The sequence below is a fragment of the Streptococcus sp. UMB0029 genome (assembly GCF_002871495.1).
Lineage (GTDB): Bacteria > Bacillota > Bacilli > Lactobacillales > Streptococcaceae > Streptococcus.
Genome location: NZ_PNGD01000013.1, coordinates 1 through 23508 on the forward strand (window position 1 = coordinate 1; position 23508 = coordinate 23508).

Below are 23508 nucleotides of genomic sequence, written 5' to 3' on the forward strand. Positions count from 1 at the left end.
CTCAAACGTCTCACACTTAATTCCACCATAAAAATCCGTTTTAGACTAATTTCCACTTTGGTCAGGCAAGTGGAAGTTACTTTGAGAAGTTAGCCCATATAGAAATTGTCATTAAATTCTGCAAGTGAATTGACATAGAAGTTAGCACTGGTATTGAAGAAGACTCCAATAAATCCAACGACGATTTGGATACCAATGTAGGCTACAACAGCGAGTGCTGTACGATATTCATTGAAAAGTTGTCCGATGGAAATGGCCAAGTAAATGCAGAGAATCCCTGAAATTGTACTAAGCAGGAAGGATAAGACAGTAAGACCAAAGCCGGTAAAATGTTCTCCAATAAATGATAGAAGAATAGAAAGTTGAACTTCATCAGAATTTGTTGACAGTAAGATAATATAGATACATAGGAGTAAGACAGCAGTGCTAATCAACGACCAGATAAAGGCACCGATTAGTTTGGTTGTGATGATATGGTGTTCAGAAACTGGCAAGGTCAAAGTCAGATAGCCTTGTCGGTCATAGACACTACCTTTAAAGCGTTTAATAATCAAGAAAATGGTTGAAATTCCAAGTGTAATCATCAAGCCACCAAAGACAGTAGCTAGAAAAATGAGTAGGAGAGGTTTGCTTTCTTTGACAGGCAGATTGTTATAGGTCTGTGCTTGTATCCCGATAAGGGCAGAAAGGGCTAGCACAGCAGCGTAGAGGGCTAAATACCACTTGTTAACATTTTTAAATTCGTAGCGAACTAAATTCCAAAACATAATAATCTCCTTTACTTAGGCCTTAAATTCCTGACGGAAGAGTTGGTCAATGGATTCACCCGACTCATAGCGAATGTCATCTACATTGCCTTGACGGACGACTTTTCCGTCTTTGAGGAAGACAATTTCATCCAAGATTGGCTCGATATCAGAAATTAAGTGGGTAGAAATCAAAACGGTAGAAGTTGGGGAATAGTTGTTGATAATGGTATTGAGGATATACTCACGGGCTGCTGGGTCCACCCCACCAATGGGTTCGTCTAAAACGTAGAGGCGGGCATCACGGCTCATAACCAAAATCAGTTGTACCTTTTCCTTGTTTCCTTTTGATAATTTCTTGAGACGACTATTTTCATCAATGCCAAGGTCTGCAAGTAGATGATGGGCGCGTTCAAGATTGAAATCTTTATAGAAGGTCTTGAAGTAGGTTAGGGCTTCTTTGACCTTCATTTGTTCATTGAGATAGGTCGTATCCGGCAAATAAGCTACGATAGCCTTGGTTGCTGGGCTTGGGTCCATGTCGTTGATCAGGACGCGTCCTTGATCTGGTTGCAAGAGGCCATTGATTAGTTTAATCAGGGTTGTTTTTCCTGATCCGTTTGGGCCAAGGAGACCAACAATTTTTCCCGCTGGAATGTCAAGAGAAACATTTTCAAGGGCTGGTGTTGCTCCATAAGATTTGGATACATTTTCAAATGCTAGTAATGCCATAGGTTTAAACTCCTTTAATATGATCGGCAACTACGCCAGGTAGTTCTTCTTTTTCATAGCCAAAATGGGTCATGGAAGAAATAAAGTGTTCTAATTCTTCTTCTGATAGCTGTCTGCGCGATTGGGCGATCAGTTCCTGATTTTCTGTCACGAAACGTCCAGTGGTGCGCTTGCTGTAGACAAATCCCTCACGTTCGAGTTCTGACAGGGCTCTTTGGATGGTGTTTGGGTTGACACCGGCCTCGGCAGCAAACTCTCTCACGGTTGGAAGTTGCTGATTGGGTTCGAGAGTATGGGAAACAATCTGTAGTTTGATTCTCTCCATAATCTGTAAATAGATGGGTTTTTTGTTATCAAATATCCAGGACATTGGGTACTCCTTTCTGGCATGTTTTTTTGTTCTAATCAAATAATACAACAAAACAAAAAACTTGTCAAGCAAAAATAAGAATTGTTTTGGGAATTACTTAAAAAATGGTATAATGAAAAGAAAAACGACAAGGAGGGAAAGGATGCGTTGTCCAAAATGTGAATCTACAAAGTCTAGTGTCATCGATAGTCGCCAAGCAGAAGAAGGGAACACCATTCGTAGAAGACGTGAGTGTGATGAATGCCAACACCGTTTTACAACCTACGAACGGGTAGAAGAAAGAACCTTAGTGGTTGTTAAAAAAGATGGCACACGGGAACAATTCTCCAGAGATAAAATCTTTAATGGGATTATCCGCTCAGCCCAGAAACGTCCTGTGTCAAGTGATGAAATCAACATGGTAGTCAATCGTATCGAACAGAAACTCCGTGGTCGAAATGAAAATGAAATTCAAAGTGAGGACATTGGTTCACTCGTCATGGAGGAGTTGGCTGAGTTGGATGAGATTACCTATGTACGTTTTGCCAGTGTCTATCGTAGTTTTAAGGATGTCAGTGAGTTAGAGAGCCTGCTCCAACAAATTACCCAGTCCTCTAAAAAGAAAAAGGAAAGATAAATGAAGCCAATTGACCGTTTTTCTTATTTAGAGAATAATCGGGTGTCGCAAGATACCTCATCTCTGGTGCAGTGTTACCTCCCGATTATCGGTCAGGAGGCACTGAGCCTTTATCTTTATACGATCAGTTTTTGGGATAACGGGAGAAAGGAATACCTCTTTTCAAGTATTCTTAACCATCTTAACTTTGGGATGGATAGACTGATAAAATCCCTGAAAATCCTATCTGCTTTCAATCTCTTGACCCTCTATCAAAAGGGGGAGGTTTATCAGTTAGCCCTCCATGCTCCCCTTTCGAGTCAGGACTTCTTGGAGCATCCTGTTTATCGTAGACTTTTGGAGAAGAAGATTGGCGACGCGGCTGTGGAGGATTTGAAAGTTGAGAGTGCTGAAGGTCAAGAAATACCTGTCTCACTCAATCAAGTCTTTCCAGATTTGCCAGAACTAGGAAGTGGAGAAGACCTTATCCCCAAGAAGAAAGTGGCCAATGATTTTGACTTGGATCATTTTCATCAGCTTATGGCTCGAGATGGGCTTCGTTTTGCAGATGAGCAGTCCGATGTCTTAAACCTCTTTGCCATTGCTGAGGAGAAGAAGTGGACTTGGTTTGAGACCTATCAGTTGGCTAAGTCAACAGCTGTTTCCCAGGTTATTTCAACCAAACGCATGCGGGAAAAAATTGCTCAAAAACCTGTTTCCTCTGACTTTAGTCCTAAGGAAGCAACCATTATCAAAGAAGCTAAAAGCAAGACTGCCCTGCAGTTCTTAGCAGAAATCAAGCAAACACGCAAGGGAACCATTACCCAAACAGAAAGAGACCTCTTGCAACAGATGGCTGGCTTGGGCTTGCTGGACGAAGTCATCAATATCATTCTCTTATTGACCTTTAATAAGGTGGATTCGGCAAATATCAATGAGAAATATGCCATGAAGGTAGCCAATGACTATGCCTATCAAAAGATTCATTCAGCAGAAGAGGCAGTTCTTCGCATTCGTGAGCGTGGTCAGAAGAGCCAGGCTCAAAAGGCTAGTAAACCCAGTCCTACCAAGTCCAATGTACCCAAGTGGAGTAACCCAGATTATAAGAATGAAACCAGCGAGGAAACTCGTCTGGAACTAGAACGTAAGAAACAAGAACTATTAGCTCGATTAGAAAAAGGAGGAGATTAGATGGAAAGTGTCGGAGACGTACTCAAGCGTCAACCTAGCCGTTTTCATTATCAAGATTTGGTCCAGAAAATCATGAAGGACCCCGATGTTGCGGCCTTTATCCAGCAAGAATCCCTGACTCCAGAGGAATTAAATCGCAGTATCTCCAAGTTTAATCAGTACATCACCGAGCGTGACAAATTTCTCCGTGGAGATACGGATTATATTGCCAAAGGCTACAAGCCTATTTTGGTTATGAATCATGGTTATGCGGATGTTTCTTACGAAGAAACTCCTGAACTAATCGCAGCGGAAAAAGAAGCGGCTATTAAGAACCGTCTCAAGTTAATCAATCTGCCAGCCAGTCTCAAGAAAGCTAGTTTGGCTCAAGTAGATTTGGATGATTTGGGGCGCTTGCCAGTTTTTGAAAAGTTATTAGCCTTCGTGGAGCAATATCCAGCTATTCGAAAAGGTCTTTACTTGTATGGAGACTTTGGTGTGGGTAAAAGTTTCATGGTAGCTGCCCTAGCCCATGATTTATCAGAAAAACGTGGTGTCTCCTCCACTCTCCTCCACTATCCTAGTTTTGTCATTGATGTCAAAAATGCTATTAGTGATGGCAATGTTAAGACCTTGGTAGATGAGCTTAAGCTTTCTGAAGTCCTGATTTTAGATGATATTGGTGCCGAGCAATCAACAGCTTGGGTGCGTGACGAAATCCTGCAGGTCATTCTCCAATATCGGATGCAGGAAGATTTACCTACCTTTTTCACCTCCAACTTCAACTTTGAAGATTTGGAGAAGCATTTTGCGAAAGGGAAACATGGAAATGACGAAACCTGGGAAGCCAGACGGGTCATGGAACGCATCCGTTATTTGGCTGAGGAGACTCGTTTAGAAGGAGTAAACCGTCGATGACAGAAACAATCAAATTAATGAAGGCTCATATTTCAGTACGCAGGTTTAAAGAGCAAGCCCTTCCTCAGGAAGACTTGACTGAAATCTTGACAGCAGCCCAAATGGCCTCGTCTTGGAAGAATTTCCAATCCTACTCTGTGATTGTGGTACGAAGTCAAGAGAAGAAAGATGCCTTGTATGAATTGGTGCCTCAAGAAGCCATTCGCCAGTCTGCTGTTTTTCTTCTCTTTGTCGGAGATTTGAACCGAGCAGAAAAGGGAGCACGACTTCATACGGATTCATTCCAACCCCAAGGGGTGGAAGGTATCTTGATTAGTTCGGTCGATGCGGCTCTTGCTGGTCAAAATGCCTTGTTGGCAGCTGAAAGCTTGGGCTATGGTGGTGTGATTATCGGTTTGGTGCGTTACAAGTCAGAAGAAGTGGCAGAGCTTTTTAACCTGCCTGACTACACCTATCCTGTCTTTGGGATGGCACTGGGTGTGCCAAATCAACATCATGATGTGAAACCAAGACTGCCACTAGAGAATGTTATCTTTGAGGAAGAATACCAAGAACAGTCAACTGAGGCAATCCAAGCTTATGACCGTGTACAGGCTGACTATGCTGGGGCGCGTGCGACTACAAGCTGGAGTCAGCGCCTAGCAGAACAGTTTGGACAAGCTGAACCAAGCTCAACTAGAAAAAATCTTGAACAGAAGAAGTTATTGTAGAAAGTGAGAAATTATGGCCCTACCAACTATTGCCATTGTAGGACGTCCCAATGTTGGGAAATCAACCCTATTTAATCGGATCGCTGGTGAGCGAATCTCCATTGTAGAAGATGTTGAAGGAGTGACACGTGACCGTATCTATGCAACGGGTGAGTGGCTCAATCGCTCTTTTAGTATGATTGATACAGGAGGAATCGATGATGTCGATGCTCCTTTCATGGAACAAATCAAGCATCAGGCAGAAATTGCCATGGAAGAAGCAGATGTTATTGTTTTTGTCGTGTCTGGTAAGGAAGGAATTACCGATGCAGACGAATACGTAGCCCGTAAGCTTTATAAGACCCACAAACCAGTTATCCTCGCAGTTAACAAGGTTGACAACCCTGAGATGCGAAATGATATCTATGATTTCTATGCACTCGGTTTGGGCGAACCACTGCCTATCTCATCTGTCCATGGTATCGGTACAGGGGATGTGCTAGATGCCATCGTAGAAAATCTTCCAAATGAATATGAAGAAGAAAATCCAGATGTGATTAAGTTTAGCTTGATTGGTCGTCCCAACGTCGGAAAATCAAGCTTGATCAATGCTATCTTGGGAGAAGACCGTGTCATTGCTAGTCCAGTTGCTGGAACAACGCGTGACGCCATTGATACCCACTTTACAGATACAGATGGTCAAGAGTTTACCATGATTGATACGGCTGGTATGCGTAAGTCTGGTAAGGTTTATGAAAATACAGAGAAATACTCTGTCATGCGTGCCATGCGTGCTATTGACCGTTCAGATGTGGTCTTAATGGTCATCAATGCGGAAGAAGGCATTCGTGAATACGATAAGCGTATCGCAGGATTTGCTCATGAAGCTGGCAAAGGGATGATTATCGTGGTCAACAAGTGGGACACACTTGAAAAAGATAACCACACTATGAAAAACTGGGAAGAAGATATCCGTGAGCAGTTCCAATACCTACCTTACGCACCGATTATCTTTGTATCAGCTTTGACCAAGCAACGTCTCCACAAACTTCCTGAGATGATCAAGCAAATCAGCGAAAGTCAAAACACACGTATCCCATCAGCTGTCTTGAACGATGTGATTATGGATGCTATTGCTATCAACCCAACACCAACAGACAAAGGGAAACGCCTTAAGATTTTCTACGCGACCCAAGTGGCAACCAAACCACCAACCTTTGTTATCTTTGTCAACGAAGAAGAACTCATGCACTTTTCTTACCTGCGTTTCTTGGAAAATCAAATCCGTAAGGCCTTTGTCTTTGAAGGAACACCAATCCATCTCATTGCAAGAAAACGTAAATAACAAAGCAGAATCTGGAATGACATTTCCAGATTTTTTTGATAGAATGAAGGTAAAGAAAGCGCTATCAAAAAGAGGTGTCGTGCTGGAACATTTTTTTAAATTCTTACTTTTAGCACCTTACTTTTATTTTGATAACTGGATTGAAAAGGCTAACAGAAATAGTAAATTTTTCCCAATTTTTTACTATTTTTACTGGTTTTACATCCCTCTCTATGCTCTTTTTAGCCTTGCTTGGACAGTTATTTCAGTTCTATTTTTCAATATCGTCTTGAGAAATGTGACAGATATCAAGTTATGGGCATTTGGTTTCTTTTTATTCTGCTAGCTATTGGTATGAATAGGTTAATCTATATCTTCTTCAAAAAAATGCTTAGACTAAGAAAGGAGTTGGGAAAGTCTAAGGGTGGAAGATATTGATTTATATGGTTTTTATTGATAGGAGGTAGTTTATGACACATCTAAAATCATTTATTACACGCTATTCTAAGGTCTATATTGGATTAGTTCTGTTGATCTGGATTGCTTTCTTCTTTGTTCCTTGGGATAAACCAGTTCTGGGAATATCTATCAATCTCTTAATCATGCAGAAAGTTTTACTAGTTTTTGGAATTCTGTCTATTTTGATGGCCTTGCTGTCCAAGAAAGTCAGTCTCTTTGTTTTTGGATTGATCTGCTGTTTTTCTCTTTGGATAAATCTATTTATTCTATTTGCGATTTTGCCGATTTTTGGCAATTAAAGCATCATAAAAGTCAGAGAGGTTAGCTTGGAAACTAGCCTCTTTTTCCTTTTCAAAATGGGGATTCTTCCTTGAAAATAATCATTAATTGTGCTAAAATTAAAAGAACATTCTAAAATATTCGGAATTTAAAGTAAGGAAAAACATGGCTAATATTTTAAAAACAATTATCGAAAATGATAAAGGAGAAATCCGTCGTCTGGAAAAGATGGCTGACAAGGTTTTCAAATACGAAGACCAAATGGCTGCTTTGACAGATGACCAACTAAAAGCAAAAACAGTTGAATTTAAAGAACGTTATCAAAATGGAGAATCACTGGATTCATTGCTTTATGAAGCATTTGCGGTTGTCCGTGAGGGTGCTAAACGTGTCCTAGGTCTCTTCCCTTATAAGGTTCAGGTCATGGGGGGAATCGTTCTTCACCATGGTGACGTGCCAGAAATGCGTACAGGGGAAGGGAAAACCTTGACTGCGACCATGCCAGTATACCTCAATGCTCTTTCAGGTAAAGGTGTTCACGTAGTTACGGTCAATGAATACCTATCAGAACGTGACGCGACTGAGATGGGTGAATTGTACTCTTGGCTTGGTTTGTCAGTAGGAATCAACTTGGCTGCCAAATCTCCAATGGAGAAAAAAGAAGCCTATGAGTGTGATATTACTTACTCAACTAACTCAGAAATCGGATTTGACTACCTTCGTGATAACATGGTCGTTCGCGCTGAAAACATGGTACAACGTCCGCTTAACTATGCCTTGGTCGATGAGGTTGACTCTATCTTGATTGACGAAGCCCGTACACCTTTGATCGTATCAGGTGCTAATGCGGTTGAAACAAGTCAGCTCTACCACATGGCAGACCACTATGTAAAATCTTTGGACAAAGACGACTACATCATCGATGTGCAGTCTAAGACTATTGGTTTGTCTGATTCAGGGATTGACAAGGCTGAAAGCTACTTCAAACTTGAAAACCTCTATGACATCGAAAACGTAGCTCTTACTCACTTTATCGATAACGCCCTTCGTGCCAACTACATTATGCTTCTTGATATTGACTATGTGGTGAGCGAAGAGCAAGAAATCTTGATCGTTGACCAATTTACAGGTCGTACCATGGAAGGTCGTCGTTATTCTGATGGCTTGCACCAAGCCATTGAAGCCAAAGAAGGTGTGCCAATCCAGGATGAAACCAAGACATCTGCCTCAATCACTTACCAAAACCTTTTCCGTATGTACAAGAAATTGTCTGGTATGACGGGTACAGGTAAGACTGAGGAAGAAGAATTCCGTGAAATTTACAACATTCGTGTTATTCCAATCCCAACCAACCGTCCTGTTCAACGTATTGACCACTCAGATCTTCTATATGCAAGCATTGAAGCTAAGTTTAAGGCGGTTGTCGAAGACGTTAAGGCTCGTTACCAAAAAGGTCAACCTGTCTTGGTTGGTACAGTAGCGGTTGAAACTAGTGATTACATTTCTAAGAAATTGGTCGCAGCTGGCGTTCCTCACGAAGTCTTGAACGCTAAAAACCACTATAAAGAAGCTCAAATCATCATGAATGCTGGTCAACGTGGTGCTGTTACCATTGCGACTAACATGGCCGGTCGTGGTACTGACATCAAGCTTGGTGAAGGGGTTCGCGAATTAGGTGGACTTTGTGTGATTGGTACAGAACGTCATGAAAGCCGTCGTATCGATAACCAGCTTCGTGGACGTTCAGGTCGTCAAGGAGACCCAGGTGAGTCACAATTCTACCTATCTCTTGAAGATGATTTGATGAAACGTTTTGGTTCTGAACGCTTGAAAGGAATTTTTGAACGTCTCAACATGTCTGAAGAGGCGATTGAGTCTCGTATGTTGACGCGTCAGGTTGAAGCAGCACAAAAACGTGTCGAAGGAAATAACTACGATACCCGTAAACAAGTCCTTCAATACGATGATGTCATGCGTGAACAACGTGAGATTATCTATGCTCAACGTTATGATGTCATCACTGCAGATCGTGACTTGGCACCTGAAATTCAGGCTATGATTAAACGTACGATTGGTCGTGTCGTTGATGGTCATGCGCGTTCAAAACAGGACGAAAAATTAGAAGCTATTTTGAACTTTGCTAAGTATAACTTGCTTCCTGAAGATTCTATTACGATGGAAGACTTGTTAGGTTTGTCTGATCAGGCTATTAAGGAAGAGCTCTTCCAACGTGCCTTGCAAGTTTACGATAGTCAGGTTTCAAAACTACGTGATGAAGAAGCAGTCAAAGAATTCCAAAAAGTTTTGATTCTACGAGTGGTAGATAACAAGTGGACAGATCATATCGATGCTCTTGATCAATTGCGTAACGCAGTTGGACTTCGTGGCTATGCTCAGAACAACCCTGTTGTTGAGTATCAGGCAGAAGGTTTCCGTATGTTTAATGATATGATTGGTTCGATTGAGTTTGATGTGACACGTTTGATGATGAAAGCACAAATTCATGAACAAGAAAGACCACAAGCAGAACACCATATCAGTACAACAGCGACTCGCAATATCGCTGCCCACCAAGCAAATATGCCTGAAGATTTGGATTTGAGCCAGATTGGACGGAATGAACTTTGCCCATGTGGTTCTGGTAAGAAGTTTAAAAACTGTCACGGTAAAAGAAAATAAAATGAGATAGTTTAGAGGCGGATACCTTGTGAAAAGTAAATTTTTACTTGGTATCCGTTTGCTTTATAAGGAGATGAGTTATGGTATTTACAGCAAAAAGTCCTAAAATTAATATTGAAGAAGTTCGTGCCTTATCAAAATTAGAAGGCCAAGCTTTGGAGAGAAAATCACAGCGTGATCAAGAGCTAGAAGCCATTATACGTGGAGAAGACCAACGGATTCTCTTGGTAATCGGTCCATGCTCATCTGACAATGAAGAAGCTGTTCTTGAATACGCTAAGCGTTTGGCAGCTCTACAAGAAAAAGTAGCAGACCGTATCTTTATGGTTATGCGTGTTTATACTGCCAAACCCCGTACCAACGGGGATGGCTATAAGGGCTTGATTCACCAGCCTAACGCGACAGAAGCCCCTAGCCTCATCAACGGAATCAAAGCTGTTCGCCATCTTCACTATCGTGTTATCACAGAAACAGGCATGACAACAGCTGATGAAATGCTTTATCCTGAAAATCTTCCACTTGTGGATGATTTGATTTCTTATATGGCGGTTGGTGCTCGTTCAGTTGAAGACCAGCAACACCGCTTTGTGGCAAGTGGGGCAGATTTTGCGACTGGGTTTAAAAATCCGACCTCAGGAAATCTCAATGTTATGTTTAATGGGATTTATGCTGCTCAAAACAAACAAAGCTTCCTTTTCCTAGGAAAAGAAGTGGAAACAACTGGGAATCCGCTTTCGCACGCCATTCTCCGTGGAGCGACCAATGAGTATGGTAAGAATATTCCTAACTACTACTATGATAATTTGATGGATACTATTGCCCAGTATGAGAAAATGGGCTTGGAACACCCCTTTATCATTGTGGACACCAATCATGACAACTCTGGCAAGAAACATATGGACCAAATTCGAATTGTCCGTCAGACCTTGATTAACCGTGATTGGAATGAAAAAATCAAGCAGTATGTTCGTGGCTTTATGATTGAGTCTTATCTAGAAGACGGCCGTCAAAACGAACCAGAAGTATTTGGCAAGTCTATCACAGACCCTTGCCTTGGCTGGGAAAATACGGAAGCCCTTGTCAGAGAAATCTACCAAACGCTAGGAGAATAAGATGGCATTTATTGAAAAAGGTCAAGAAATCGATATTGAAGCAATCAAAGCAGAAACCCGATTGTCTGCGGAAGCCTTGCGACTAAAGGAGCGTCGTGACAGAGAATTGGCAGACATCATTTCAGGAGAAGATGACAGAATTCTTTTGGTGATTGGTCCTTGCTCTTCTGACAATGAAGAGGCTGTCTTGGAATATGCCCGCCGTTTATCTGCCTTGCAAAAGAAGGTGGCGGACAAGATTTTCATGGTTATGCGGGTTTATACTGCTAAACCTCGCACCAACGGAGACGGCTATAAAGGCTTGGTACACCAACCAGATACTTCTAAGGCTCCAAGCCTGATTAATGGCTTGCAGGCTGTGCGCCAGTTGCACTACCGCGTGATTACGGAGACTGGTTTGACGACAGCTGATGAGATGCTTTATCCGTCAAATCTGGTCTTGGTAGATGATTTGGTCAGCTACCATGCTGTGGGGGCTCGTTCTGTGGAAGACCAAGAGCACCGTTTTGTAGCTTCAGGAATTGATGCACCAGTAGGGATGAAAAATCCAACCTCTGGAAATCTGAGTGTCATGTTTAATGGCATCTATGCCGCTCAGAACAAACAGACCTTCCTCTTCCATGGTCAAGAAGTTGAGACTTCAGGAAATCCCTTGGCCCATGTCATCCTTCGTGGTGCAGTTAATGAATATGGGAAAAATGAGCCTAACTTTTACTATGAAACCTTGCTAAATGCCATTGAACGCTATGAAACAATGGGGCTTGAAAATCCTTTTATTCTCATTGACACCAACCATGATAACTCAGGCAAGCAATATATGGAGCAGATTCGAGTGGTTCGTAAGACCTTGCAAAATCGTGATTGGAATGAGAAAATCAAAAAGACGGTTCGAGGTTTTATGATTGAATCTTACTTGGCAGATGGTCGTCAAAATCAACCAGAGATCTTTGGTTGCTCTATTACCGACCCTTGCTTAGGTTGGGAAAATACAGAGGCTTTGGTAGAAGAGATTTATGCTACCTTGACAAAATAAGTGAAAAGGATGGAGTTGGGGAATCTCAACTCCTTTTGATGAGAATGATAGTTGGACACGGAATTGATATCGAAGAATTGGCTTCGATAGAAAGCGCAGTTACACGACATGAAGGATTTGCTAAGCGCGTGCTGACCGCTAAGGAAATGGAACGCTTCACCAGTCTCAAAGGGCGCAGGCAAATAGAATATTTGGCTGGTCGCTGGTCGGCTAAGGAGGCCTTTTCCAAGGCTATGGGAACTGGTATTGGAAAGCTCGCTTTTCAGGATTTGGAAATCTTGAACAATGAACGTGGGGCGCCTTATTTTAGTCAGTCACCATTTTCAGGAAAGATTTGGCTATCTATCAGCCATACAGATCAGTTTGTGACAGCCAGTGTCATTTTGGAGGAAAATCATGAAAGCTAGTCCACATAGACCAACCAAGGCTCTGATTCATCTGGGAGCTATTCGACAAAATATTCAGCAAATGGGGGCTCATATCCCTCAAGAAACGCTCAAGTGGGCGGTGGTCAAGGCCAATGCCTATGGGCATGGGGCTGTTGCTGTTGCGACGGCTATTCAAGATGATGTTGATGGTTTTTGCGTTTCGAATATCGATGAGGCCATTGAACTCAGACAAGCTGGACTCAGCAAGAAAATCCTTATTTTAGGAGTTTCTGACATCGAAGCTGTTGCTCTAGCTAAAGAATATGACATCACCTTGACAGTGGCTGGACTGGAGTGGATTCAAGCACTCTTATCTAGGGAGGAAGACCTAGCAGGATTGACAGTCCACCTCAAGATTGATTCAGGAATGGGACGGATTGGTTTTAGAGATGCCAGTGAGGCTGATCAGGTTCAAGACTTGCTCAAGCAACACGGTGCTCGTGTTGAAGGGATTTTTACCCACTTTGCTACTGCTGATGAGGAATCAGATGACTACTTTAATGAGCAATTAGAACGGTTTAAAACTATTTTGGCCAGTATGAAAGGTCTTCCAGACTTGGTTCATGCCAGTAATTCGGCAACGACTCTTTGGCATGCAGAGACTATTTTTAACGCGGTCCGTATGGGAGATGCCATGTATGGCCTCAATCCTAGTGGAGAGGTCTTGGACTTGCCCTATGATTTGACACCAGCCTTGACCTTGGAGTCCGCTCTAGTCCATGTCAAGACAGTTCCAGCTGGAGCTTGCATGGGCTACGGAGCCACCTATCAGGCAGATAGCGAGCAAGTCATCGCGACCGTACCAATCGGCTATGCGGATGGTTGGACACGTGACATGCAGAATTTCACTGTCTTGGTAGATGGGCAAGCATGCCCAATCGTCGGACGGGTTTCTATGGACCAAATCACTATTCGTCTGCCTAAGGTTTACCCACTCGGAACTAAGGTAACCTTAATTGGTTCTAACGGAGGCAAGGAAATCACAGCTACTCAGGTAGCAACCTACCGCGGAACCATTAACTATGAGGTGGTTTGTCTCCTCAGCGATCGCATTCCGAGAGAATATTATTAAAAAAGAAAGGAGTGGAGCATGAATCTACACCAACCCTTGCATGTCTTACCTGGTGTGGGACCAAAGTCAGCAGAGAAATACACCAAACTAGGAATTGAAAACTTGCAAGACCTCTTGCTCTACTTTCCTTTCCGTTATGAAGACTTCAAAACCAAGCAGGTGCTGGAGTTGGAGGACGGAGAAAAGGCTGTTCTGTCTGGTCAAGTCGTGACTCCTGCCAGTGTCCAGTATTATGGTTTCAAGCGTAATCGCCTGCGTTTTAGCCTCAAACAGGGAGAAGTTGTTTTTGCGGTGAATTTCTTTAACCAGCCTTATCTAGCTGATAAGATAGAGTTGGGAGCAACCCTTGCTGTTTTTGGAAAATGGGACCGTGCCAAGGCTAGTCTGACAGGGATGAAGGTTCTGGCTCAGGTAGAGGATGATCTCCAGCCTGTCTATCGTCTGGCTCAGGGAATCAGTCAGGCCAGTCTGGTCAAGGTTATCAAGATGGCCTTTGATCAGGGACTGGACCTCTTGATAGAGGAAAATCTGCCCCAGTCTTTGCTGGACAAATACAAACTCATGTCCCGTTGTCAGGTAGTCCGCGCCATGCATTTCCCCAAGGATTTGGCAGAATACAAGCAGGCTCTTCGCCGTATCAAGTTTGAGGAGCTCTTTTATTTCCAAATGCAATTGCAGACGCTTAAGTCTGAAAATAGAGTTCAGGGAAGTGGTCTGGTTCTGGATTGGTCTCAGGAAAAAGTTGCGGCTGTTAAAGAAAGTCTGCCTTTTGCCCTGACCCAAGCTCAGGAAAAGAGTTTGCAGGAAATTTTGACAGACATGAAGTCCAACCACCACATGAATCGTCTCCTGCAAGGGGATGTGGGGAGTGGAAAAACGGTAGTCGCTGGCTTGGCCATGTTTGCGGCAGTGACAGCTGGCTATCAATCAGCCCTCATGGTACCAACAGAAATCCTAGCAGAGCAACATTTTGAGAGTTTGAAGAGCCTTTTTCCAGATTTGAAACTGGCTCTCTTGACAGGTTCCTTAAAAGCTGCAGAAAAAAGAGAAGTTTTGGAGACCATTGCCAAGGGTGAGGCTGATTTGATTATCGGAACCCATGCTCTGATACAGGATGGGGTGGATTATGCTCGTCTTGGCTTGATTATCATCGATGAGCAGCACCGTTTTGGTGTGGGGCAAAGGCGTATTTTACGGGAAAAAGGGGACAATCCAGATGTTCTCATGATGACGGCGACTCCTATTCCACGAACGCTTGCTATCACAGCCTTTGGCGATATGGATGTTTCCATTATTGACCAGATGCCAGCAGGGCGGAAGCCTATTGTGACGCGCTGGATCAAACATGAGCAACTGCCTCAGGTCTTGACTTGGTTAGAGGGGGAAATCCAAAAAGGTTCCCAAGCCTATGTTATTTCTCCCTTGATTGAAGAATCAGAAGCTCTGGACTTGAAAAATGCTATTGCCTTATCTGAGGAGTTGACAGTTCATTTTGCAGGCAAGGCAGAAGTGGCTCTTCTACACGGTAAGATGAAGAGTGACGAAAAAGACCAGATTATGCAGGAGTTCAAAGAGAGAAAAACGGATATTCTGGTTTCGACGACAGTTATCGAGGTCGGGGTCAATGTTCCCAATGCGACCGTCATGATTATCATGGATGCCGATCGGTTCGGGCTCAGCCAACTTCACCAGCTTAGAGGTCGTGTCGGTCGGGGAGATAAGCAATCCTATGCTGTTCTCTTTGCCAATCCCAAGACTGATTCTGGGAAAGATCGCATGCGCATCATGACAGAAACCACTAATGGATTTGTCCTTGCGGAGGAAGATTTGAAAATGCGCGGATCGGGTGAGATTTTTGGAACCAGACAGTCAGGTCTCCCAGAGTTCCAAGTAGCTGATATTATCGAAGATTTTCCGATTTTAGAAGAAGCCAGAAAGGTTGCTAGCTACATTAGTTCGATAGAAGGCTGGCAAGAGGATCCGGAATGGCGCATGATTGCCCTTCATTTGGAGAAGAAAGAACATCTAGATTAAGTTTTCTCTAAGGAAATCTTATACTCAATGAAAATCAAAGAGCAAACTAGGAAGCTAGCCGCAAGCTGTACTTGAGTACGGTAAGGCGACGCTGACGTGGTTTGAATTTGATTTTCGAAGAGTATTAAGCTAGCTTTCAGGTTTGGCCCTTATACTAGAATCATCAAAAAGAAACGAGGACTCTCAGATGACAGTAACGATTAAAGTAAATTACCAAACCACTTTCCAAAAGAAAGAAGCAACAAAATAAGATTGGATATAAGAAGAAAGAGCTGGGATGCTCTTTTTTGTTTTTGAAACTACTTTCAGTTCATCATCCCAAAAATAAAGAATCTAAAACCACTTTCTATTTGCTTTTCTTTCTTGCGTTGATTTCTTATATGTGCTACAGTTGTGATAACGATTACAGAATAAAAGGAACATGCTATGAAAAATCCAGCTTTGTTAGAAGAAATCAAGACCTATCTAGGCAGGGATGAGGTGCCAGAAGACTTTGATGTTTTCTGGGATGAGGAAGTGAAAAAAGTCTCCACTCTTCCAGCCTATCAGTTAGAGGAAAGAGATTTCCATATTCCCCAAGTCAAGTGCTTTGAGCTCACTTTTGAAGGAACTAATGCAGGCAAGGTATATGCACGCGTCGTTCTTCCAAAGAGTGAGGAGAAGGTTCCTCTAATCTTCCATTTCCATGGTTATATGGGACGTGGCTGGGACTGGACTGACATGCTGGCCTATACTGTGGCTGGTTACGGTGTTGTTTCCATGGATGTGCGGGGCCAGTCGGGCTATTCGCAAGACGGAATGCGTTCTCCTCTAGGAAATACAGTTAAGGGGCATATTATCCGTGGTGCTGTGGAAGGTCGGGATCATCTCTTTTATAAGGATGTTTATCTGGATATTTACCAGTTGGTTGAAATTATTGCTAGTCTACCTGAGATTGATGAGAAGCGACTTTCTAGCTATGGTGCCTCACAAGGTGGCGCTCTAGCCTTGGTAGCGGCAGCGCTCAATCCACGGATTCAGAAAACAGTTGCCATCTATCCCTTCCTGTCAGACTTCAGACGAGTGCTTGAGATTGGCAATACCAGTGAGGCCTACGACGAATTTTTCCGATATTTCAAGTTTCACGATCCTTTCCATGAAACTGAGGAAGATATCATGGCGACCCTTGCCTATATCGATGTGAAAAATCTTGCTCATCGTATCAAGGGTGAGGTCAAGATGATTACGGGCTTGGACGACGATGTTTGCTATCCTATTACCCAGTTTGCGATTTACAATCGTCTGACATGTGATAAGGCCTATCGCATCATGCCTGAGTATGCTCACGAAGCCATGAATGTTTTTGTCAATGACCAAGTTTACAACTGGCTCTGTGGTAGTGAGATTCCTTTTAAATATGTGAAGTGATGAATGCGAGAGTCCAGTAGCTTTCTGATATATTCCCCTTCTAGCAGATAGTGAAAAATAAAAATTCACTAGAAACTATAGGAGGAGTTTTTACTTATTTACAAATTATTGTTTATTTTATGGCTAGAATTGTATGTGAAGTTACTAATAGTTATCCAATTTTAATTTCTCTACAAGTCAGAATATATATCAAGTTATATATTTCTGTATTTCAAAATGCTATTCTTTTTATGTTTTAAAATAATTTGATGAATGAAGATTATATCCTATAATTGAAAGCAATTCCAGCTTGTGTTATACTGTAAGAGTAAGTCTAAAACTTAAAGAAATAATATATATTAAAAATAGATTATATATTGAGAGTCGTGTAGTAGGAAGGAGGATGAAGCTGCAGGACTCATTAAGTTGTTTGGAATTCTAATGAACAAATTAACTTTGAAAGTTAAAGTGAGGTAATATATGTTTATACGTTTAAAAGGTTTAGGAAAATTCCGTAAATCCAAAGCTTATGGTTTGGTTGGTTGCTTGACATTATCCGCAGTTCTTGGCTTAGCTGCACCAGAATTACCAGTTATTGGCAGTGGAATTGCTTATGCTGATGTTATTCAGGGTGGTAACGATATAAAAGATGTGGGAGTTCATAGTGAGGCTGCTAATGGTGTAGCAATGACCTATACCACCTATGACAGTGGAAATAGTGGTCAACAAACGGCATCAGGTAGTGGAGTTTTTGTTGCACCAAATGTGATGGTGACTGTTGCTCATAATTATTATGATAAGAAGCAAGAGGATAAATCTGCGGTTTTACGTGGCGGCGATTCTGCAAAAAGTTATGTCGTGATGAATTCGGATACGGAGAAAGTAAATAAAGTTCCTACGTCAGGTAGTACTGAAGCTGTAGATAAAGGTGCTATTCATGCTTATAATGAAAAGGATTTTGGAAGGTCTTATAGTAATGACCTGGCAGTTGTTGTAACTAAGAAAACTGTCGAAGCTATGACCAATGGAGAGGATTCGCCAAGAGAGCTAAGTAAGACTGAGGTAGCCACAGGTGATTCGATTCGAATGGTTGGCTATCCTAATGACTTCACAACTTCTAATCTAAGTGTAGAAAACAGAAATCGACTAAAAGATGGAAAACCTTATGAAGTGGAAGGGAAAGTAAGTACTCTTAATAAAGAAAATGGTGCTGTTACTTACCATACGTCTGCTTTAGGTGGTTTTTCAGGTGCTCCTTTATTTAATGATAAAGGAGAAGTGATTGGTATCCATCAACACGGAACAAATACTGCTAGTGAAGTAGAAGCCAATCGTATCGGTGGTGGTACTATCTTTACGGAAAAGCATAAAGAGTGGATTCGTTCGATGGTGGATAGATATGCAATCACGGGATGGTATCTAGATGGAACGACTCGTTACTATTATGACGAAAATCATAAAGCTCTAAAGAATGTTGAAAAAGAAATTGATGGTGCGCGCTACCGTTTCAATGATAGAGGCCAAGCAACCTTATTAAGTGGAGTTGAAAAAGGTCGAGTTCTTCTTCGTCTGGAAGATGTGAAGGGCAATCGCTTGATTGCAGACAAGGTAGTGCAAACAGGAGAAGTTGACTCACCAATCGTATTTAATTTACGACAAGATTCAGACTTTAATCGATTAGTAGGTGATTCTCCGAATGCTAAGATAGTGTCTTATAATAATCTTCCTATCAACAAGTTAGTTACAGATACTAGTTGGTCTGGTGATTATGTAAGTAAAGTAGCTCTAGGAAATACGGTTATTAAAGCTGTGTTAGACTCAGTAGCTCCAAAAACTGATTTTGCTCGTACGGAGGTTGGGAAAGTTGATTTAAGTGGAACTGCAAACTTACCAAAACCAAGTGAAATAGTAAAAAATGCACCAAATGGAGAACAAAATTTCCAAGCCACTACACATATCTTAACACCTGATGGAACAGGTTCAGCAACCCTAATTGCCCCTAATTTGTTATTAACTGTGGCACACAACTTTTTAACAGTTAATGGCTCTAAGGTTGTTACAAAGTCAGGGAAAGAGAATACAGTTTATAAGGCTACGTTACCAAATGGAACTTCTATCAATTTTTCTGATGAAGAAATTGCTTATTGGAACAAAGCAGAGTCTGTTTTTGGCTTTAAAAATGACTTAGCTCTTGTTCGATTAAAAGAGGCAGTAAAAGGAGTAACTCCTGTAGAAGTTGTGAAGCAATCTGCAAAAGTTTCAGAAGGCAATACAGTTTCGGTTTATGGTTTCCCAGATAACAAGTTAAGTCCAGTATTAGATAGTAAAGTAGTAGGTACTACTGACTTTGGTTCTGGAATAGAAGGTATTAGTTACGGAGGTACGAAACCTGGAGCATCTGGTGGTGGACTATACAATGATAAAGGTGTATTAATTGGAGTTCATCAAAATGGAGTTATCGATAATCGTAGCGGTGGTTTAGTTTTATCAAAAGAACAATTAGAATGGGTACGTTCGTATATCGAAGGTCAACCAAAAGATCCTGTTTATGTGAAAGATAAAGACACGGAAGCACCAAAAGATGATGCAGATAAGAATACAACTGGGAAATTAGATACAACACCAGGTAATGTAGCAGGTTCTAATGATAAGAAACCAAAAGAGGGAACAGCTACTGAGGTAGAAGGTGAAAAACTTCCAAAGGAAACAGATACTCCAGAAGAAACAAATACTTCTGATGAAGCAGAATCAGAAGAGAGCAATGTTATGCCTCCACGTGATTATTTTGCTAGAGATTTGAAGAATGTTAAAACTGTATTTGAAAAAGAAGACCTTGCTACGAATGCTGAAAATGGGCAAAGAGTTGATTTAGCAGAAGCCTTAGATAAGTTGAAACATCTTCAAAATGCGACTATTCATATGGAGTTTAAACCAGATACTAATGCTCCGCAATTCTATAATCTTTTCTCTGTATCAAGTGATAAGAATAGAGACGAATATTTCAGTATGTCTGTTAATAAAGGTACTGCAATGGTCGAAGCACGAGGAGCTGATGGAAGTCATTTTTACGGAAGTTACTCAGATGCACCACTTAAAGTAAAACCTGGACAATGGAATTCAGTTACTTTCACGGTGGAAAGACCGAAAGCAGATCAACCAAATGGACAAGTTCGTCTATATGTAAATGGTGTATTATCTAGAACGAATACGAAATCTGGTCGTTTTATTAAAGATATGCCAGATGTTAATAAGATTCAGATTGGTGCTACTAGAAGAGCGAACCAAACAATGTGGGGATCAAATCTTCAGGTTCGTAATCTAACCGTATATGATCGTGCCTTGACGCCTGAAGAAGTAGGAAAACGCAGTCAATTATTTAAAGTAGCAGATTTAGAAGTGAAATTGCCAGAAAGTGCAAAAATCACAGAGAAGAAGGAAGTTTTTATAAGTGGTGTAAATGGTGGATTGAACAAGGATGGGATTAATACTTACCGAATCCCAGCCTTGCTGAAAACGGATAAAGGAACATTAATTGGCGGAGCTGATGAAAGACGTTTACAATTCTCTGACTGGGGAGATATTGGTATGGTAGTTCGTCGAAGTCAGGATGGAGGAGTGACATGGGGAGATAGAATAACAATTTCTAATCTTCGTGATAATCCAGAGGCCAGAGATAAAACTGCTCCGTCACCCTTAAATATTGATATGGTATTAGTTCAAGATCCAGAAACTAAGAGAATCTTTTCGGTTTACGATATGTTCCCAGAAGGGAAAGCAGTGTTTGCTATGCCTGATAAACCAGAAAAAGCGTATGAGAAGGTAGGAGATAAATCTTATCAAATTTTATATAAATCTGGTGAAAAAGGTCATTACACAATTCGAGAAAATGGTGAGGTTTACAATTCACAAAATCAAAAAACAGAATACCACGTTGTGGTAGATCCTAAAAATCCAGGATATAGTGATAAAGGTGATTTGTATAAAGGGCAGACTTTAATAGGTAATGTTTACTTTGCACAAAGTACTAAAAATCCATTTAGAGTTGCTAACACAAGTTATTTATGGATGTCTTATAGTGATGATGACGGTAAAACATGGTCTGCACCAAAAGATATTACTCCTGCAATTCGTCAAGACTGGATGAAATTCCTTGGAACTGGTCCAGGAACAGGAATCGTACTTCGTACTGGAGTTCACAAAGGTCGTATCTTAGTGCCAGCTTATACAACAAATAGTGTTGTACATTTATGGGGTTCTCAATCTTCTCGTCTTATTTATTCAGATGATCATGGTGTAACTTGGCATGCAGGAGAAGCTCCAAACGATAATAGACCTGTTGGAAATGGAGTTATCCATTCATCTACTATGAATAATAATGGTGCACAAAATACAGAAGCAACAGTTCTGCAATTGAATAATGGCGATGTAAAACTATTTATGCGTGGTTTAACTGGAGATCTTCAGGTTGCTACTAGTAAAGATGGGGGAGTTACTTGGGAGAAAACAATCAAACGTTATCCAGAGGTAAAAGATGCCTATGTGCAAATGTCAGCTATTCATACGATGCATGATGGGAAAGAGTACATTCTTCTTAGCAATGCTGCTGGACCAGGCCACGAACGAAAAGATGGTTTAGTTCATTTGGCACGTGTTGAAAAGAATGGCGAGTTGACTTGGATAAAACATCATTTAATTCAAGGTGGAGAATTTGCATATAATTCATTACAAGACTTGGGTAACGGAGAATACGGAATTTTATATGAACATAGCGAGAATGGTCAAAATCGTTATACACTTTCTTATAAGAAATTTAATTGGGATTTTGTAAGCAAAGATTTTATTTCTCCAACAGAAGCAAGGGTAAACCAAATCATTGAAATGAGGAAAGGTGTTATTGGTCTAGAGTTTGATTCAGAAGTTTTGGTAAACCAAGCACCTATTTTACAATTAGCTAATGGAAGTACAGCTGTATTTATGACTCAGTATGATTCGAAAACTCTTTTATTTGCGGTAGATAAGAAAGATGCTGGTCAGGAAATTACAGGTATAGTTGATGGTAATATTGAAAGCATGCACAATTTGACAGTCAACCTTGATGGAGCATTTATTCCTGGTGGAGTGAATGCTGTAGAGAGTGCTATTTATGATATCAAAGACTATACAGGTGACTTGGGGACATCTGGTGAAGAAGCGACGCCGACAGTAGAAGTATCTGACTTTATAGGCGGAGTAAAAGGCGAGTCTCTTGTTACAGAACTTCCAGAATACAAAGGTGTTCTATCTACAGTAGGTGAAGAGGTAGCACCAATAGTGGAGAACACTGACTTCACAGGCGGAGTAAAAGGCGAGTCTCTTGTTACAGAACTTCCAGAATACAAGGGTCTTGTATCTACAGCAGGTGAAGAAGTAGCGCCAAGAGTAGAGAACACTGACTTCACAGGCGGAGTAAAAGGCGAGTCTCTTGTTACAGAACTTCCAGAATACAAGGGTCTTGTATCTACAGCAGGTGAAGAAGTAGCGCCAAGAGTAGAGAATACTGACTTCACAGGCGGAGTAAAAGGTGAACCACTCGTTATAGAACTTCCAGAATATGAAGGTCTTGTATCTACAGTAGGTGAAGAATCAGCGCCAATAGTAGAGCACCCTGAGTTTACAGGAGGAGTTAACTCAGTACTTGCTATTCTTGAGGAAAAAGAGGATTATCGGGGCGGAGTAAATGCAGTAGTTAGTGCAGTTCATGATATAGAAGATTATATAGAACCATTAGCAGCAGAAGATTCAGTAGTGAAATCCACTGATAAGCAAGTAGAGAATGGAGAAAGTAAAAATGAAGGAAACTCTAATCAAGTTATCTCAGGTCTTGCTCGTTCACAACGTATTTTCAAAAATGAAGCAGGAAGTGTTCAAGTTCAAGCTTCAGATGAAGTTTTGAAAAATGTTAAAACTGTACAAATAGAGGAAGTAAAAGTTAGCGGTTTTGCTTCATTAAATTATAAAGCATTTGATATCAAATTGAAGGATGCAAATGGCAGATATGTTCAACCTGAAGGAAAAGTCCTTGTTACTTTTGCTACAGATCAGTCTGTCGAAAATGTTTACTATGTAGATCCAGAAGGAAATCTCCATCCTCTTGAATTCACGCAAAAAGATGGAAAGGTCATTTTTGAAACCAACCACTTTAGTATTTATGCTATGACTTTCCGACTCTCTGTCAATAATCTAGCACTTGATAATCCTACAAAAGCTAAAAAAGAGGAGGAGATTTCACCATCACCTAAATTGTTATCTACAAATCAACACTCAGAATCAAACCAATCAGAGAATAAGATAAGTAACAATGAACAAACTATGTTACCAAATACAGGTGAGTCTGCCTCATCACTAACAATCTTATTTGGTTTTGTAGGAGTGTTCCTTGGAGCAATGATTTCTTATAGGCGAAAAGACAGTTAATTTGTCTACAGTTGTTCGTTGAACTTTTA

At 41.2% G+C, this 23508-nt stretch carries 17 protein-coding genes and 1 pseudogene; 15 read left to right on the plus strand and 3 right to left on the minus strand.

Features of this window, described 5'->3' with window-relative positions; genetic code table 11:
* Window positions 1-89: 89 nt before the first annotated feature.
* Genes CJ239_RS09085 through CJ239_RS09095 form a run of 3 tightly spaced genes read right to left on the minus strand, consistent with a single transcriptional unit; the run spans window position 90 to window position 1848 of the window.
* The gene (locus tag CJ239_RS09085) at window positions 90-767 is read right to left on the minus strand and encodes a hypothetical protein (protein WP_257994520.1); all 678 of its coding nucleotides are present in this window, start codon (window positions 765-767) and stop codon (window positions 90-92) included.
* A 15-nt stretch (window positions 768-782) separates the two neighbouring features.
* Complete coding sequence (locus CJ239_RS09090) at window positions 783-1478, minus strand: ABC transporter ATP-binding protein (RefSeq protein WP_102211323.1); 696 nt, start codon at window positions 1476-1478, stop codon at window positions 783-785.
* Between the two features lie 4 nt (window positions 1479-1482).
* Window positions 1483-1848, minus strand: a complete 366-nt coding sequence (locus CJ239_RS09095) for a GntR family transcriptional regulator (protein ID WP_102211324.1) — start codon at window positions 1846-1848, stop codon at window positions 1483-1485.
* Window positions 1849-1990: 142 nt separating this feature from the next.
* Here CJ239_RS09095 and nrdR point away from each other — a divergent pair, with 142 nt between their 5' ends.
* The 15 genes and pseudogenes from nrdR to CJ239_RS11875 all read left to right on the plus strand — a co-directional run bounded on the left by nrdR (window position 1991) and on the right by CJ239_RS11875 (window position 23479).
* A complete protein-coding gene (gene nrdR / locus CJ239_RS09100; RefSeq protein ID WP_102211325.1) occupies window positions 1991-2464 on the plus strand; it encodes a transcriptional regulator NrdR in 474 nt (157 codons plus the stop codon).
* Window positions 2465-3634 carry a replication initiation and membrane attachment family protein gene (locus CJ239_RS09105; protein ID WP_102211326.1) on the plus strand — a complete coding sequence of 390 codons (1170 nt, stop codon included), beginning with the start codon at window positions 2465-2467 and terminating at the stop codon, window positions 3632-3634. It abuts the gene before it with no gap.
* Window positions 3635-4531: a primosomal protein DnaI gene (gene dnaI, locus CJ239_RS09110; RefSeq protein WP_102211327.1), complete on the plus strand. Its 897-nt coding sequence runs from the start codon at window positions 3635-3637 to the stop codon at window positions 4529-4531. It abuts the gene before it with no gap.
* Complete coding sequence (locus tag CJ239_RS09115; protein ID WP_102211328.1) at window positions 4528-5241, plus strand: NADPH-dependent oxidoreductase; 714 nt, start codon at window positions 4528-4530, stop codon at window positions 5239-5241. Before dnaI ends, CJ239_RS09115 begins: the two co-directional genes overlap by 4 nt.
* Window positions 5242-5254: 13 nt before the next feature.
* A complete protein-coding gene (gene der / locus CJ239_RS09120) occupies window positions 5255-6565 on the plus strand; it encodes a ribosome biogenesis GTPase Der (RefSeq protein ID WP_001207696.1) in 1311 nt (436 codons plus the stop codon).
* A gap of 82 nt (window positions 6566-6647) precedes the next feature.
* Window positions 6648-6982: pseudogene (locus CJ239_RS09125) on the plus strand (hypothetical protein).
* Between the two features lie 32 nt (window positions 6983-7014).
* The gene (locus CJ239_RS09130) at window positions 7015-7302 is read left to right on the plus strand and encodes a hypothetical protein (RefSeq protein ID WP_180958259.1); all 288 of its coding nucleotides are present in this window, start codon (window positions 7015-7017) and stop codon (window positions 7300-7302) included.
* Between the two features lie 145 nt (window positions 7303-7447).
* The gene (gene secA, locus CJ239_RS09135; protein ID WP_102211329.1) at window positions 7448-9961 is read left to right on the plus strand and encodes a preprotein translocase subunit SecA; all 2514 of its coding nucleotides are present in this window, start codon (window positions 7448-7450) and stop codon (window positions 9959-9961) included.
* An 80-nt stretch (window positions 9962-10041) separates the two neighbouring features.
* Window positions 10042-11073, plus strand: coding sequence for a 3-deoxy-7-phosphoheptulonate synthase (locus tag CJ239_RS09140; RefSeq protein ID WP_102211330.1), 1032 nt, complete (start codon window positions 10042-10044; stop codon window positions 11071-11073).
* Window position 11074: 1 nt separating this feature from the next.
* On the plus strand, window positions 11075-12106 hold the full coding sequence (locus tag CJ239_RS09145) for a 3-deoxy-7-phosphoheptulonate synthase (RefSeq protein ID WP_102211331.1): 1032 nt from the start codon (window positions 11075-11077) through the stop codon (window positions 12104-12106).
* Between the two features lie 44 nt (window positions 12107-12150).
* Window positions 12151-12513, plus strand: coding sequence for a holo-ACP synthase (gene acpS / locus CJ239_RS09150; protein WP_102211332.1), 363 nt, complete (start codon window positions 12151-12153; stop codon window positions 12511-12513).
* On the plus strand, window positions 12503-13606 hold the full coding sequence (gene alr / locus CJ239_RS09155) for an alanine racemase (protein ID WP_102211333.1): 1104 nt from the start codon (window positions 12503-12505) through the stop codon (window positions 13604-13606). The genes acpS and alr overlap by 11 nt, the downstream gene beginning before the upstream one ends.
* Window positions 13607-13624: 18 nt before the next feature.
* Complete coding sequence (gene recG / locus CJ239_RS09160) at window positions 13625-15640, plus strand: ATP-dependent DNA helicase RecG (protein WP_102211334.1); 2016 nt, start codon at window positions 13625-13627, stop codon at window positions 15638-15640.
* Between the two features lie 426 nt (window positions 15641-16066).
* The gene (locus CJ239_RS09170) at window positions 16067-17047 is read left to right on the plus strand and encodes an acetylxylan esterase (RefSeq protein WP_102211335.1); all 981 of its coding nucleotides are present in this window, start codon (window positions 16067-16069) and stop codon (window positions 17045-17047) included.
* 459 nt (window positions 17048-17506) lie between these two features.
* A complete protein-coding gene (locus CJ239_RS11875) occupies window positions 17507-23479 on the plus strand; it encodes an SIALI-17 repeat-containing surface protein (RefSeq protein ID WP_102211336.1) in 5973 nt (1990 codons plus the stop codon).
* Window positions 23480-23508 lie beyond the last annotated feature (29 nt).

Excerpts from the sequence above, each read along its gene's own strand:
- CJ239_RS09085 (WP_257994520.1), bottom strand. The coding sequence starts at position 767 with ATGTTTTGGAATTTAGTTCGCTACGAATTTAAAAATGTTAACAAGTGG.
- CJ239_RS09090 (WP_102211323.1), bottom strand. The coding sequence starts at position 1,478 with ATGGCATTACTAGCATTTGAAAATGTATCCAAATCTTATGGAGCAACA.
- CJ239_RS09095 (WP_102211324.1), bottom strand. The coding sequence starts at position 1,848 with ATGTCCTGGATATTTGATAACAAAAAACCCATCTATTTACAGATTATG.
- nrdR (WP_102211325.1), top strand. The coding sequence starts at position 1,991 with ATGCGTTGTCCAAAATGTGAATCTACAAAGTCTAGTGTCATCGATAGT.
- CJ239_RS09105 (WP_102211326.1), top strand. The coding sequence starts at position 2,465 with ATGAAGCCAATTGACCGTTTTTCTTATTTAGAGAATAATCGGGTGTCG.
- dnaI (WP_102211327.1), top strand. The coding sequence starts at position 3,635 with ATGGAAAGTGTCGGAGACGTACTCAAGCGTCAACCTAGCCGTTTTCAT.
- CJ239_RS09115 (WP_102211328.1), top strand. The coding sequence starts at position 4,528 with ATGACAGAAACAATCAAATTAATGAAGGCTCATATTTCAGTACGCAGG.
- der (WP_001207696.1), top strand. The coding sequence starts at position 5,255 with ATGGCCCTACCAACTATTGCCATTGTAGGACGTCCCAATGTTGGGAAA.
- CJ239_RS09130 (WP_180958259.1), top strand. The coding sequence starts at position 7,015 with ATGACACATCTAAAATCATTTATTACACGCTATTCTAAGGTCTATATT.
- secA (WP_102211329.1), top strand. The coding sequence starts at position 7,448 with ATGGCTAATATTTTAAAAACAATTATCGAAAATGATAAAGGAGAAATC.
- CJ239_RS09140 (WP_102211330.1), top strand. The coding sequence starts at position 10,042 with ATGGTATTTACAGCAAAAAGTCCTAAAATTAATATTGAAGAAGTTCGT.
- CJ239_RS09145 (WP_102211331.1), top strand. The coding sequence starts at position 11,075 with ATGGCATTTATTGAAAAAGGTCAAGAAATCGATATTGAAGCAATCAAA.
- acpS (WP_102211332.1), top strand. The coding sequence starts at position 12,151 with ATGATAGTTGGACACGGAATTGATATCGAAGAATTGGCTTCGATAGAA.
- alr (WP_102211333.1), top strand. The coding sequence starts at position 12,503 with ATGAAAGCTAGTCCACATAGACCAACCAAGGCTCTGATTCATCTGGGA.
- recG (WP_102211334.1), top strand. The coding sequence starts at position 13,625 with ATGAATCTACACCAACCCTTGCATGTCTTACCTGGTGTGGGACCAAAG.
- CJ239_RS09170 (WP_102211335.1), top strand. The coding sequence starts at position 16,067 with ATGAAAAATCCAGCTTTGTTAGAAGAAATCAAGACCTATCTAGGCAGG.
- CJ239_RS11875 (WP_102211336.1), top strand. The coding sequence starts at position 17,507 with ATGTTTATACGTTTAAAAGGTTTAGGAAAATTCCGTAAATCCAAAGCT.